Source organism: Paenibacillus sp. GM2FR, from assembly GCF_002803325.1.
GTDB classification, from domain to species: Bacteria; Bacillota; Bacilli; order Paenibacillales; family Paenibacillaceae; genus Paenibacillus_AQ; species Paenibacillus_AQ lautus.
Map to the genome: position 1 here is coordinate 4061319 of NZ_MKZM01000008.1, position 13305 is coordinate 4074623.

A 13305-nucleotide genomic window follows, 5' to 3' on the forward strand; every position below is an offset into this window, starting at 1 on the left:
CTTTTTTTGGCCAAATTCGGTTGCATCCCCTCAATAATCCTTAGTTCGTTATTTTCGGTATTCGTTTTAGATTTACTGCAAATATGACAATCGCACTTTGTAACTGCATACAAGTAGACCCGAGGATGTGGCGACATCGTTACCCGTATCCATGTTTTAGCTCGATGTTTCGCTTCAATTTTGTAGTGTTCTTTTGTTTTCGCCTTGAAATACTTCGTTTCCTGAAACGCCATTTGTTCCGGTTGTTCATCGGATTTAATGGTCACGGAGTATATCAGATGTCCGGCCGAAGAGCTCCTTTCATTCGTTTTCATAGCTGTCGCTACCGGCCGGAACGAATTCCAGAATATCTCCCGGCTGACAGTCCAGAATTTCGCAGATCGCTTCTAATGTGGAGAACCGGATGGCCTTCACTTTACCCGTCTTCAGATTGGACAGATTGACGTTCGAAATTCCTACCTTGTCGGCCAAGTCATTCAATTTCATTTTTTTGTCGGCCAGAACCCGGTCCAGGCGTATGATAATCGGCACTTTTTTCAAACTCCATTCTTAGAAAGTCGAATCATGCTCTTCCTGTAGAAGAGCGCCGTACTTGAAAATCTCGGACACGAACAGAACGAGTATACCGATGATAATGCCGATTAAAGAGATACCGCCCAGATTGATCGAGAAGATGCGAGTGACGAGCAGGCAGATCAGAATATTGAGAATGAGCTTCGCCAGCAAAGAATACAAAATTACGGCGATTCCCAGCCTTCTCAGACGGGTGGCATTCGCCAGGATGAACGGACTGATTCCGCTAAGTATGCTTCCTATCATATGGCGAATCTGACCGATCGAGTAGAGGTAAACCCAGAAAACAAGTACGATATTAGTCAAGCTGACGACCAGATATGCGTTCTTGACATCGAACATGTCGGGATTGATCGGTTGAAAATAAGTAAAAGGAACCAAGACGCTATTCCTCACCGTATCCGATAACGGTACCGAGAAGGACCAATGCGCAATTCCCTTCTCTGCAGAGAACAAGTCCTGGGGCTTCAATCCGATCCATAGATTGAAACAGACGAATGCAACGAGCAGCCCGATTCCTCCCCAGTATCCGATCTTAAGCGCAGTGTGCATTGTTTTGAAGCCAGGTTTAGCTTTGAATTCGATTCCGTTCATGGGCAATCTCCTTTTCATGTGAACTTACAGTATATATTAAGGTGTTTATTTATGAAAAACAATAACTATTTAATGATAAACATTAAATTCTCTGATGGCAGAGCTGCTCATCACGCTGATTCATGGCAGGAAGACGTGCACGGTTCACATGGCACCAGAGCTTAATACTTATTACCTGGCGTTTTCTTCTCGATCCCCCTGGCGACTGGAGAGGAATCCAAAGATCGGCAAAAAGCCCGCTGTGATAGCGGGCTTATCGCTTGTTATATGCCATCTGCACTCTTACATCAGGATTCCTGACAGATGCTCAAGAGCCATCGATCGTATCCGCTTCTCCTCGGGGATATTCTCGTAGAGAAGACGCTCTTTGCCCGCTTCAGTCATTCGCTTACGCATGGCGGCAATACGACCTTTGCCGGAATCGATAAAACGGAAGTCTACCTGCCGCAGGCAATCCATATCCGCCAAGCCGTCCAAGGCTTGCGCTTTGATCCTTGTAGGAATCTCCTTTAACATCAGACCCTCCAACCGGTCCGCGGTCCATAAGTTCCCGATCTCCTGCAAGGATTTCATGTAATCCAGTTCAAGCTGTCGGAGATTTCGCATATGCGAGAAATCGCACAGGCGCTCAACTTTCGGCAGCGACAAGTGAAGGAAAGCCAAATGATCCAATACCGCCAGGGCATCGATATTCGTCAGGTTTCGGACGGCAGAGAGCCTCAGCATACTTATATTAGAGTTAGCCAGCACTTCCAGCGAACCGTTCAAAGTACAGCTGTCTATGGCCAGATACTTCATCAGCGGCAAAGCCACGACAAAATCCAGCTGGTCGATCGCGCAGTTCAGGACCATCGTATCCAGCTGAACGCAGTCCGCTATCGCCGATAGATCATCAAATTTGCCACTGAGCTCAAGGTATTTTAAAAACTTGTAATTCCGGATAAAATCGAGATTTTGCGTTTTGGGCGAGCGTATCTTTAGAAACTCCATTCGATCCATCGCACCCAGCCTATTCAAATCCTGTTGCTGTTTGAGATCCATGTGCAAAGCAGCGACAAACTTCAATCCTGAGAGTTTCTCCAAAAATTCCTCCGTATAACGACCTTTCACCTCTGCATGATAGATATGCAAAATCAAGTCCGGACGCTTGGAGAACACCTGTTCATCCAGCTTCAACAGATCTTCCGCTTCGTCTACCCCGACAACAAAACCGATCGTAGCACGGTTCCGCAGTTGTTTGACAGCGCTGTTCATTTTGTCCGTGTTCCAGGGAACCCCGTCCATCGAAGCAGCCCACGGTTCACTCATCCCGGTCGCCCTCCATTTCTTTGAAAGGAAATTGAAATTCTATATGAAAAAAGTCCATTTGAGCCTCATGCCACCGTTAAAGACCCGCCATCTTCTTCAACAAGCCCCGCACATGCGTCCAATCTGCCGGAATCTCTCTTTCGATCTCCTCTAATGAGGCAAAGGCGAATTCCTCCAGCCGCACCTTGATATTGGAGCGGATGTAATCCTTGTTGGTCTTATGCTTGCGCAGCAGCCGTTCATAGATTTCCATCAATCCGGGATCGGTGACCTCCCCCAGTGCCTGCAGTGCGGTATACTGCACACGTACTTCTTCGTCTTCCAGGGCCCGAATAAAATCCGGCAGATAATTCGCCTTGTCCGCTGATTTTCCAGCCAGATAAACAGCCTGGATACGAACCTCCAGGTTAGGGTGCCTAAAAAAAGGAATGAGCAGCGGTAGCGGCTCCACACCGGCCTCGTACAGAAGCTGACTGCAGAGTCGGAATGCCTCCTCATTCAGCTCCTGCGGGAGCAGTGCGAGCAGTTCGTCCATAAAGCGCCTCTCCCCCTGAGGCATATACTTGACTGGGGGTTCATGAGTCGGGTAAATTAATGACTAATCGGTAAAATATAGTAATTAAATGCTTGATCCAATAAGGCACTAGCCTCTTGACGTTTCAAAAGTTCTTTTGAACGGAAGTTCACGGAGCCATCAGATTTAACCTTGGTATCTGGGTCTATGATACCTTGGGAAACAAGCGCCTTGATCGCTTCCACTGCCCAGGCATCCGTTTTTCCACTCAGTTTAACCTTCGTTCTAGGCTCTACCTGTTTCAGGTTTTGGATCATTACCGCCACCATTTGTCTAGTGATCGGAGAATTAGGCTGATAATTAGGCAGTCCGGCTTTCATCTGTTTCTTATTGGGTTCAATCATGTAAGGCTGTTTATGCATCCCATGGGCGCGAAGCAGCACTTCTGAGAATTCTCCCTGAGTCATCGTTCCTTTTGGATCAAAGATATGGGAAGACTTCCCGATCATGACTTTCAAAGCGTTAAGATTGTTAATATATGATTTATACTTACTATTCGCAGGTACATCAGAGAAAGGTGAATCAACGTTAATTTTTTCTGAAAATGCAACTAAGTCTGGTAGCCTCGTAGAATACATATATGCGATATGGCCAGCTGCGTTTTTCTTAAACGTAATTTTAGTACCTGATTCATCTTCGAACAATAAAGGATGGATCATTTTCAGCATCTGTTTGCCTGCAGCTCCTGCTTCCAAAACTAAGTTCCCGTTCGAATAAGAAACCTTAGTCCTCATGGCATCAATACGCGTGTTTTTATATAGTCCGACATACGCTTTGGCTTGCTGCTCACTGATTGCCGAATAGGTTGGCTTTGGAACTTCTGTCTTTCTTGGATAATAGTGATTCATAAATGCTTCATACACGTCAATGCTCACATAGGGGTTGTCGTCATTGTTGGACATATACAAGGCTGTATTTTTCTCAGGCAGAATAACAATCAGGGATGAATGCCCTGTAACATTCCCTCCTTTTAGAACCACATGTTGACCATTCATCTTCTCATGGAAGTAGCCTTCAAACCCTATTGTTGTAATAGGAATCGTTTTATCAGCAAAAAGCTGGTATGTTTGCATTTGCTCTATGCTTTTTTGACTCACAATTTCTTTGCCATCATACTTTCCTTTGTTCAGATGCATTAAGAGATACTTTGCCATGTCATCTGCTGTTGAGACGATACCACCTTCAGGTTTTTCTGTAGGAATAGTTCCATCCATAGGGATTTTTTCACCCTTCGGTCCATAGTGAGCAGACATTCTGCCTAATAGCTCAGGCGTAATTCGCACATTCGTTGAGGTCATGCCTAACGGTTTGAAAATGTTTTTCTCCATATACTTCGAATAGGGCATTCCCGAGACGTTCTCTACCGCATACCCTGCTAGCAGAAACCCAAAATTGTCATAAGTGTATATTTCCCCCGGAGGCCTTACAACCGCTGACATATGTGATCTGACAAAATCCTTTATTTGAAAGTTTTTGTTAACATATTCCGGTGAATAATACGAAGCGATATCGGGTGAATCAAATCCGGTTGAATAGGTAAGCAGATCATACATGGTCAGGTTTTTCCCCGTTTTATTCGGAATTTTCACTCCTCCTAAGTACTTTTGAATGTCGCCTCGTAAGTCGATTTTTCCCTTATCGACCAACTGCATTGCCGCCAAGGCCGTGAATGTCTTGGTAACAGAGCCGATCTGGAAAACGGTGTCTTTATCAACGGGAATCTTCTTTTCTTTGTCGGCATAACCGTAACCTTTGCTTAGTAACACTTTCCCATCGGCCACGACCGCAAAATTAGTACCGACTGTGTTATACTTCTTCATCACGTCCGTAATAACGCTATCTGCAAATGCTTCTACCTCCTTGGCATCGCGGGGCCCCTCCAAGCTAGAACTTACAGATGCAATGGGTGTGGCCATTGTTGCGCTAGCTGTCGAGCTGCTAGCTGGGATACATGCGGTCGTTGCCATAGCGGATAATAGCAGAACCGCGATGGTGCGAGTCTTTTTATTCATACATGGTTTCTCCTCAAAATGTATTTGCCTCATAACAACTGGCTGAACCGAGTATGGCAAAAGGATTGTCATATCCACAAGTGTCATTTCGTCACCCACAATGCCAAGACACTTCAAAATGTCATATGACAATGGGGCACTAGGATTTATGACCATAAAAGAATGCTCAACAAGTATCAAGAATTTGGATGAAATGGTCGTTCAAGTGAAAGATGCATTCCTAAAACTGGGGAGAGCTCACAGGTGTTAAAATAAACCATTAGACTCGAATTTTCACACAGTATTTTTGGAACCTCCGAATCGAAAGGGAGACTTAATCCAGTGGAACAAGAAGAAGCTGCCCCTCCTGCTAGAAAGGGGACAGCTTCTTTTCAATCCTATATGAAACTTAAACAAAATGCCGGACTACCTCCGCGCATATCCAGCAAGCTTCTTGCTCACGCAGACCATGACTACCGCAAGACCAAGAAAATACAAGGGCATCACGATTAACGAGCCATTGTGAAGGAGACTCATGCCGCTGGTAATCAGGCTGACGACAACGTAATAACCCAATCCGAAGATCGCTCCTGCCGTTCCGAGCACATCTCCATATTGGTTCAGCGCCAAACTAAGGCAATTCGGAATCGCCATTCCGATGCCGAGCAAAAGAATAAAAATACACGCTACCATGAACACCATGTCTATTATAGTAGTGCTCATTTCGCTTACAGCAAGAACGGTAAGGCAAAGGGCACCCAGCATCGTAATGATCGTGCCGATCACGATAATGCGCTCAGCCTGGAGCCGGGTCAGCAGTTTCTTCGACAGCATCGCACCCAGGATGGATGACGTCGCAACAAAGATACCAAAGAAACCAAACCCGCCGGGACTCATCTGAAAAAATTCAATAAAAATAAACGGAGCCTCCGCATAGTAACTGAACAATATGCCGTTGGTGGCTCCAATGAGAAAACCGAATCCCCATATTCTGCGGTCGGAGACCAGGCGCTTGGCCACGGAGAGGGTGTTCATCTTCGAGACAGCCTTGACCCTGGTTTCAGGCAGAGAAGTCCAGGTACACGCCAAAATAGCGGCGCTCATCAAAACCAGCGTCAAGAACACCGCCCTGAAACCAAGAGATTGATCCACCCATCCGCCAATGAGCGGCCCAATAGCGGGCGTAAACGCAAGCGCTGCCGAAATCTGGGCAAACACCGCATGACGCTTGGCTCCATCGATGCTCTCACGCAAAATGGTTTGGGTGACAACCGAGCCGGTGCTGGCACCGAAAGCCTGAATGAATCGGCTCACCAATAACCATTCGGCCGAACCGGATAGGTAGCAGCCCAAGCTGCCTATTCCATAAACCAGGATGCCCCACAGCATGGCAGGACGACGTCCGATGGAATCCGAGAGCCTTCCCCAGCAAAACACCCCGAAGGCAAAACCCAGGAAGTAAATGCTGAGCGTCAGTTGGATGGCATTGTTGCTTGCTCCCAATTGATGGGCAATGTCCGGTAATGAGGGTGTATATATCGTTTCACTAATTTGCGGGAAACCCACAAGGATAATTAATAACCAGATGGATGGATTTGAGATTTTTCTTTGCACAGCTAACATCCCCCTTATCATTCAAAAATCTCAAGTTGGCTGGCAAAGAAATTACGGGATCGGGGGTTTGCATTTGGTTAGTCTAGTAAATGAAAGCATGAAAATTCACCTTTTTTTCTGAATAAGGGGGTAAGTCTACTGAGTAGTATAGCAGATTATTTAGCAAAATACGTTCTTAATTCGTCTCCCACAGGGGGCTTTATACTTTGGGCCAGGAGGTTCAAGAATAGGATCACATAAAAAAACAAGGCGCTCTACCTTCATCTTGTATGACAAGACTCAGGAGAGCACCTTTGTTATGTATCAATTCTTCTTAGAGAGCCATTCCACCCACTTGATTATGATAATCATTATCAATTAATGTGATGTTTTTATACCAGATGCTCCGCTCATCTGTGATGATAATCCGTTGCGGAAGCTTTTTTTCGATCATATAAAAACAAAGCCTTATCTAAAACATTCGACTTATCTGACGGGTTTTGCCGCCCATTCCTGCCCTAAACCTGCATAAGATCTCCTCTTGCTTCAATGTGCTACGCTTGAATGAAGAATCACATTCCATAGGAAGGAAGTGTTTACGATATGATAATGAACCATCTTAATCTCACCGTAACCGATGTAACCGCCGCCAAGGAATTTTTGCAAACCTATTTCGGACTCAAAATCGGAGGCGAGCGTGGTCAGTCATTTGCAGCGCTGTTTGACGAGCAAGGGATGGTGCTGACCTTAATGCGGGGTACCGAGGTTAACTATCCCAAGACGTTTCATATTGGCTTTATTCAGGAAAGCGAAGCGAAGGTAAATGAGATTCATCAGCGCCTAAGCGTTGACGGCTTCGATGTCACAGAGCCCCGAAGAGCCCACGGATGGACCTTCTACGTTAAAGCTCCGGGCGGTTTTACTGTTGAAGTACTGGCTTAATCATCATCGTTATCGTTACATGGGACAGCGCCATTCCTCGTCCGCTAAACGCAAAAGCCCACGCATGGCGCGTGGGCTCTTCTGTTATGTCAGGCTTAATAAAGCTCCCATGTCTCCGTACATAACGCAAGAAAAGAATCGGTAACCCGCTCGCAGTCCTCATAGCCCAAGCTGCCGGAATGCGCGAACAGAATCGGATATTCACCGTTTACCGGCTCTTCCCTCATATCGAACATATAATGATTTCCTCTTCCATCCATGGCAAACGATACCGCATTCGGCATATACTCCGGCAGCTCATAAGCCAGGTTCATCTCCCTCAGATCCTCCGTGTTAAAGAACTGGAAATAACGTTCTCCCTGTTGAAATTCCCCGCCGTTGGAGTACTTCATTAAATCCACGTAGCTTGCAGGGAGATCCCTCTGAGGCAGCTTCCAGCCTGCAGGATCGAGCGGCGTATATTGATCGTAAAAGGGCGACGATTTGTGAAAAGGATTCACTTGTCTTCCCTTAATATCCTCCATTTCTTGCGTAGACAGCTCCGTATTCCACTCCTTAACAAAACGTGCCATTTGTTCACCGGTCGCACCGGAACGTTTGTCATACTGATGCTCAAAATCGATATTCCACATCTTGGCCTTCCTCCATCCTGGTACTTCCTGCCTTGGAACTTCTCCAACATTATAAAAGAAAAATTGGAAAAAAGGGATCGTACCATCGATGTAAGGAATTCCTTGGGTCCTTCGATCTATGACTTGTACTAAACAACAAAGACCGTGCACAAGCGCACGGTCTTTGAAGATATCAAAGCAGCCATGCGTGAACCGGACCGCCTCGATAAAAGTAGTCATTACAGATGGGATCCTCCACTGGCATCGATGCATTGACCGGTGATCCAGCGGCTGTCCGGAGAAGCCAGAAATGCTGCAATATCAGCGATATCCCCAGGCTCACCCCATCTGCCGAAGATCGAATAGCCGGCTCCGAACTGGAAAGAGGCTGGGTCCTGAAGCATGGCGGCATTCATGTCGGTAGCAACGAAGCCGGGCTGTATCGCATTGATCGTGATCCCGCGTGAACCCAATTGGCTCGACAGGGAGAGGGTCAGCGAATTGATGGCCCCCTTCGTCATTGTATACGCTGGAATATTGGGCAAGGAGATTCGGGTTACCGCAGAAGATAGATTGATAATGCGCCCATCGTCTCGAAGGCGCGGGAGAGCCTGCTGAATCATGAAGAATGGCGACTTCACGTTCATTCGCATCACTTCATCAAAGCTTCCCTCCGTGGTCTCCTCGATGGTTTCCACTAAACCGATCCCTGCGTTGTTGACCAGAATATCCAAATATGTGTCACCGGTTCGTGCTCTCAACATCTCATCCAGCGACCCGTACAGGGCACTTATTCCATCCGAGGAGGCCAGATCCGCCCCTACCAAGAAAGCTGCTCCTCCGGCCTGTGTTATCTCGCTGACGACCTCTTCCGCGGCCTCATGGTTCTTGCCATAGTGAACGGCTACCAACGCTCCTTCCTTCGCCAATCGTATCGCGATGGCACGTCCAATGCCTCGGCTGGAGCCCGTAACCAAGGCAACCTTCCCATTCAATGTATTCATGGTCTCATCATCTCCTCCTCTTCTTCTTTCACTTTTAGTTTTATCACAGGCCCCATTTCGAAATATTGCGCTCCTATTCGACTACTCACAGTGAATTAAAAATCATTTACATTCCATGTAATGATTATTATAATGAGAATATCAAAAGAGCTGCGCAACCTGTGTTTGCATAAAGCGATTAAAGGATGATTTTTTCCTTTAGTCGCTTTTTTTGTGAGCTTGTTGAAAGTCATGGAGGTATATCGTATGAAAAAAAGAGCGTTTGATATGATCATGCTGCTCATCGGGGCATTTATTTTTGCGCTGGCCGTCAATTTATTCGTCATTCCCAACGATTTTGGCGAAGGCGGCGTTACCGGGATATCCATCATTCTGTATTATGTGCTGAAATGGTCCCCGGCGTTGGTCGGCATCGTGATTAACGGGATTTTGCTAATTGTCGGCTACAAGCTTCTCGATAAAAAAACGACGGTCTATACCATTATCGTTGTTGCCTTTCACTCTCTGTTCCTTCATTTGACGGAGAACTGGCGCATCGCTTCGGATGAGCCGGTGATCAATGCCATATTTGCCGGACTGTTTGCCGGCGTCGGGATTGGACTCATCGTCCGGGTGGGCGGGACAACGGCAGGTACGGTGATATTGGCCCGCCTGGCGAATAAATATTGGGATTGGAATATCAGTTATGCCCTGTTGTTCTTTGACCTGATCGTGGCGGGACTGTCCGTTTTTGTGATCGGGATCGAGAAGGTGATGTTCACCGTGGTCATCCTCTATATCGGTACCAAGGCGATGGAGTTCATTATTGAAGGCTTGAATCCGAAAAAGGCCGTTACCATCATCTCGACTCATCATGACCGCATTGCGATTCGGGTTACGGAGATTATGGACCGCGGGGTGACCGTGCTCCGGGGTTATGGATACTACACCGGCCAGACCAAAGATGTTCTTTACATCGTCATCAGTAAACAGGAAGTCTCCATGCTCAAGAAAATCGTCCGGGCCGAGGACAAAAATGCGTTTGTCACGATCCATGACGTACGCGACGTGTTTGGCGAAGGATTTATTGATATTTCGAAATAAGACCGGACTTATCCTTAGTATGAAAAAAAGATCGAAACAGCCTTCGGGCAGGTTTCGATCTTTTTTTCAGCATCGCTGCCGATAACTTTTTTACGCCTTAAGAATCTGTAATAATATCCCAATTTTTCCATGACCTCAGATGCTAAATAGGCCGAAAAGGTTGAAGCCAAAGTTCCTTTTATTTGTATTTTTCCATGACAAATTCGGATTATTTTTTGCATTTTCGCTACACGAAACACAGGGTTATAGCTTATTAACTTACACCAAATGACAACTTTATAGAAATATTTAATGAGTTCGCAAAAAACATTTTATTGGTAATACGAGGCAAGATTCTATACAATTCTTTTTAACTTAAAAATGCTGAGTGCAAACTTTTAATGTTTTAGTACAAATTGTCCGAGACAGGCTTTCTTTTCAGCAAAACCGACGATTTATCACGCAATTCTACTTTAACGATTTGAAGGAGTGCATCGCAAAAGTGACTACGAATATTTCTGTTTCTTCACCCCTTACTGCCGCGAAAGACTATGTGGAATCCATCTATAACCAAGTGGTGGCCCGAGATCCGCACGAGCAAGAATTTCATCAAGCCGTCCGGGAATTTGTAGATTCCCTCGTCCCTGTTTTAGCCCAGCATCCGAAATATCGGGAACATGGTATTCTGGAGCGCCTTGTCGAGCCTGAACGAATGATCACCTTCCGTATACCATGGGTGGATGATCAAGGCAAAACCCAAGTAAACCGCGGGTTCCGCGTCCAGTTTAACAGCGCTCTGGGTCCGTACAAAGGCGGGATCCGGTTCCATCCTTCGGTTTATGCCGGCATCGTCAAATTCCTCGGCTTTGAACAAATCTTCAAAAATGCGCTCACGGGCCAGCCCATCGGCGGCGGCAAGGGCGGTTCGGATTTCGATCCGAAAGGCAAATCCGATCAGGAAGTCATGCGTTTTACCCAGAGCTTTATGACCGAGCTGTACCGCCATATCGGACCTGATTCCGATGTGCCTGCCGGCGATATCGGCGTTGGCGCTCGCGAGATCGGTTATATGTTCGGCCAATACAAGCGGATCCGCGGAGGGCATGAGGCTGGCGTGCTGACAGGCAAAGGCGTCATCTATGGCGGAAGCTTGGCACGTACGGAAGCAACCGGCTACGGCTGCGTTTACTTCGTACAGGAGATGCTGGCTTCGCAAGGCCTTAGCTTCAAAGACAGCCGCGTGGTTGTGTCCGGCTCGGGCAACGTCTCCATCTACGCGATTGAAAAAGCACAGCAGCTCGGTGCACACGTCATCGCCTGCAGTGATTCCAACGGATATCTGTATGATCCGGACGGAATTAACCTCGAAACCGTCAAGCTGCTGAAGGAACGGGATCGCCTGCGGATCAGCGAATACGTTAAGATTCACCCGCATGCCGAATATACCGAAGGCTGCACGGGCATCTGGAATATTCCATGCGATATCGCACTGCCTTGCGCCACGCAGAATGAGCTGGATGAAGAAGCAGCGAAAACACTCATCTTGAATGGTGTAAAAGCCATCGGTGAGGGAGCCAATATGCCTTCCACGCTGGAAGCGATTGAGCAGTTCATCAGCAGCGGCGTGCTGTTCGGACCGGCTAAAGCTGCCAATGCGGGCGGGGTTGCCGTATCCGCGCTGGAGATGAGCCAGAACAGCATGAGAATGTCATGGACCTTTGAAGAGGTGGATGCGAAGCTGCATCAGATCATGAAAAACATCTACAGCAGTGCCGTAGATGCTGCAGAGGAGTATGGCGTAGCCGGCAATCTTGTGGCTGGTGCCAATATCGCAGGTTTTATCAAAGTGGCCGATGCCATGATCGCACAAGGTATCGTATAAATAAGAAAAAAAAAGAAGCCCTGCCGCATATGCGGCAGGGCTTCTTGCAGCTTATAGAAGCTCGCTACGGAGCTCTTCAGCCGATTTTGGCGATAAGTATCCCAGCGGGATATCAAACACCGTCTTGGCGCCTTGCTGTCCCTCTCTGCTCAAACGATGGGCAGCTCTTGCATATGATACCAGCACACTGGCCGTAAATTCCGGGTTGCTGTCGAGCTTCAGGCCAAATTCAACAATTTGTTTATTTCCGCTTCCGGTAACGCCGCTGCGAATAACAAATCCGCCATGAGGCATACCTGCATGTTCAGCCTCAAGCTCTTCTTGCGTAATGAACGTTACGGTTGTATCGTAATCGGAAAAATAGTTAGGCATCGACACAATCGTTTGACGGATTTGCTCTTGGTCCGCGCCTTCTTCCGCTACAACGAAGCAATCTCTCCGGTGCTTCTCGCGTGTGGCAAGCTCCGGTGTTTCACCAGCACGGATTTGGTTGATAACCTCTTCTACTGGAACCGTATATTGAACGCCTGCCTTCACCCCGGGAACACGACGGATGGCATCCGAGTGGCCCTGGCTCACGCCTTTGCCCCAGAAGGTATAATCTTTTCCTTCCGGCAAAATCGCTTCGGCAAGCAGACGGTTCATGGAGAACAAGCCCGGATCCCAACCTGTCGAAATGACACTGACATGGCCTCCGCCCAACGCCGCTTTGTTGACTTCCTCGAAAAACTCAGGGATTTTCGCGTGTGTGTCAAAGCTGTCTACTGTATTGAACATGCTGGCAAGCTGTGGCGTTTGCTCAGGCAAATCCGTAGCCGAACCGCCGCACAGAATCATAACGTCAATCTTACCGATATATTGCTCTGCCGCTGATATATGCTCGAAGCGAGCACCGGAATTGGCTGGCATTTGCTGCGGGTCTCTGCGCGTGAAGATGGCTACCAGCTCCAGATCCGGATTTTGCCCGATTGCTTTCTGTACGCCTTTGCCCAAATTTCCATAACCTACGATCCCTACTTTAATAGATGCTTTCAATGTAATCCTCCCTTTGTCAGAACCATTTCCTGTGGCATGATGTTTATGTACCGCTTTAAAGTATAAGTATATAGACATCACTCAAATTGTAAACTATTTTATATGGACAGGAAATTCTTTCTATTTGTTTTTGTTC

At 47.1% G+C, this 13305-nt stretch carries 12 protein-coding genes and 1 pseudogene; 3 read left to right on the top strand and 10 right to left on the bottom strand.

The features are described 5' to 3' along the window. Positions 1-40: 40 nt before the first annotated feature. From PAEVO_RS34430 to PAEVO_RS18420, 7 genes and pseudogenes are all read right to left on the bottom strand, one after another. Positions 41-272, bottom strand: a pseudogene (locus PAEVO_RS34430) (IS5/IS1182 family transposase); the annotation flags it as partial. Positions 273-300: 28 nt separating this feature from the next. Further along, positions 301-531: a helix-turn-helix domain-containing protein gene (locus PAEVO_RS18395; RefSeq protein WP_100538849.1), complete on the bottom strand. Its 231-nt coding sequence runs from the start codon at positions 529-531 to the stop codon at positions 301-303. Between the two features lie 18 nt (positions 532-549). Further along, on the bottom strand, positions 550-1167 hold the full coding sequence (locus tag PAEVO_RS18400; RefSeq protein WP_100538850.1) for a DUF2975 domain-containing protein: 618 nt from the start codon (positions 1165-1167) through the stop codon (positions 550-552). A 282-nt stretch (positions 1168-1449) separates the two neighbouring features. After that, on the bottom strand, positions 1450-2475 hold the full coding sequence (locus PAEVO_RS18405) for a leucine-rich repeat domain-containing protein (protein ID WP_100538851.1): 1026 nt from the start codon (positions 2473-2475) through the stop codon (positions 1450-1452). A 76-nt stretch (positions 2476-2551) separates the two neighbouring features. After that, positions 2552-3010, bottom strand: a complete 459-nt coding sequence (locus tag PAEVO_RS18410) for a HEAT repeat domain-containing protein (protein WP_165789684.1) — start codon at positions 3008-3010, stop codon at positions 2552-2554. Between the two features lie 56 nt (positions 3011-3066). Beyond that, positions 3067-5061 carry a serine hydrolase domain-containing protein gene (locus PAEVO_RS18415; RefSeq protein WP_100538853.1) on the bottom strand — a complete coding sequence of 665 codons (1995 nt, stop codon included), beginning with the start codon at positions 5059-5061 and terminating at the stop codon, positions 3067-3069. 405 nt (positions 5062-5466) lie between these two features. Beyond that, a complete protein-coding gene (locus PAEVO_RS18420; protein WP_100538854.1) occupies positions 5467-6654 on the bottom strand; it encodes a multidrug effflux MFS transporter in 1188 nt (395 codons plus the stop codon). 582 nt (positions 6655-7236) lie between these two features. Between PAEVO_RS18420 and PAEVO_RS18425 the strand changes: the two genes are divergently transcribed. After that, positions 7237-7575, top strand: coding sequence for a VOC family protein (locus PAEVO_RS18425; RefSeq protein ID WP_100538855.1), 339 nt, complete (start codon positions 7237-7239; stop codon positions 7573-7575). A 95-nt stretch (positions 7576-7670) separates the two neighbouring features. Here the strand turns inward: PAEVO_RS18425 and PAEVO_RS18430 are convergent, their stop codons facing one another. Together PAEVO_RS18430 and PAEVO_RS18435 are read right to left on the bottom strand one after the other, a co-directional pair. Beyond that, positions 7671-8207 (bottom strand): SMI1/KNR4 family protein, encoded by a 537-nt coding sequence (locus PAEVO_RS18430; RefSeq protein ID WP_100539506.1) that lies wholly within the window; start codon positions 8205-8207, stop codon positions 7671-7673. 218 nt (positions 8208-8425) lie between these two features. Continuing rightward, positions 8426-9190, bottom strand: coding sequence for an SDR family oxidoreductase (locus PAEVO_RS18435; protein ID WP_100538856.1), 765 nt, complete (start codon positions 9188-9190; stop codon positions 8426-8428). Positions 9191-9436: 246 nt separating this feature from the next. Here PAEVO_RS18435 and PAEVO_RS18440 point away from each other — a divergent pair, with 246 nt between their 5' ends. Both PAEVO_RS18440 and gdhA read left to right on the top strand, forming a co-directional pair. Further along, entirely contained in the window at positions 9437-10273 is an 837-nt protein-coding gene (locus PAEVO_RS18440; protein WP_100538857.1) for a YitT family protein, read from the top strand. Positions 10274-10754: 481 nt separating this feature from the next. After that, positions 10755-12134 carry an NADP-specific glutamate dehydrogenase gene (gene gdhA / locus PAEVO_RS18445; RefSeq protein WP_100538858.1) on the top strand — a complete coding sequence of 460 codons (1380 nt, stop codon included), beginning with the start codon at positions 10755-10757 and terminating at the stop codon, positions 12132-12134. Between the two features lie 51 nt (positions 12135-12185). Here gdhA and PAEVO_RS18450 read toward each other — a convergent pair whose 3' ends face one another. After that, on the bottom strand, positions 12186-13169 hold the full coding sequence (locus tag PAEVO_RS18450; RefSeq protein ID WP_100538859.1) for a diaminopimelate dehydrogenase: 984 nt from the start codon (positions 13167-13169) through the stop codon (positions 12186-12188). Positions 13170-13305: the final 136 nt, after the last annotated feature.

What these genes read in the sequence shown, in the direction of transcription:
- PAEVO_RS18400 (WP_100538850.1), bottom strand. Translation starts at nt 1,167, where the DNA reads ATGAACGGAATCGAATTCAAAGCTAAACCTGGCTTCAAAACAATGCAC.
- PAEVO_RS18405 (WP_100538851.1), bottom strand. Translation starts at nt 2,475, where the DNA reads ATGAGTGAACCGTGGGCTGCTTCGATGGACGGGGTTCCCTGGAACACG.
- PAEVO_RS18410 (WP_165789684.1), bottom strand. Translation starts at nt 3,010, where the DNA reads ATGGACGAACTGCTCGCACTGCTCCCGCAGGAGCTGAATGAGGAGGCA.
- PAEVO_RS18415 (WP_100538853.1), bottom strand. Translation starts at nt 5,061, where the DNA reads ATGAATAAAAAGACTCGCACCATCGCGGTTCTGCTATTATCCGCTATG.
- PAEVO_RS18425 (WP_100538855.1), top strand. Translation starts at nt 7,237, where the DNA reads ATGATAATGAACCATCTTAATCTCACCGTAACCGATGTAACCGCCGCC.
- PAEVO_RS18430 (WP_100539506.1), bottom strand. Translation starts at nt 8,207, where the DNA reads ATGTGGAATATCGATTTTGAGCATCAGTATGACAAACGTTCCGGTGCG.
- PAEVO_RS18435 (WP_100538856.1), bottom strand. Translation starts at nt 9,190, where the DNA reads ATGAATACATTGAATGGGAAGGTTGCCTTGGTTACGGGCTCCAGCCGA.
- PAEVO_RS18440 (WP_100538857.1), top strand. Translation starts at nt 9,437, where the DNA reads ATGAAAAAAAGAGCGTTTGATATGATCATGCTGCTCATCGGGGCATTT.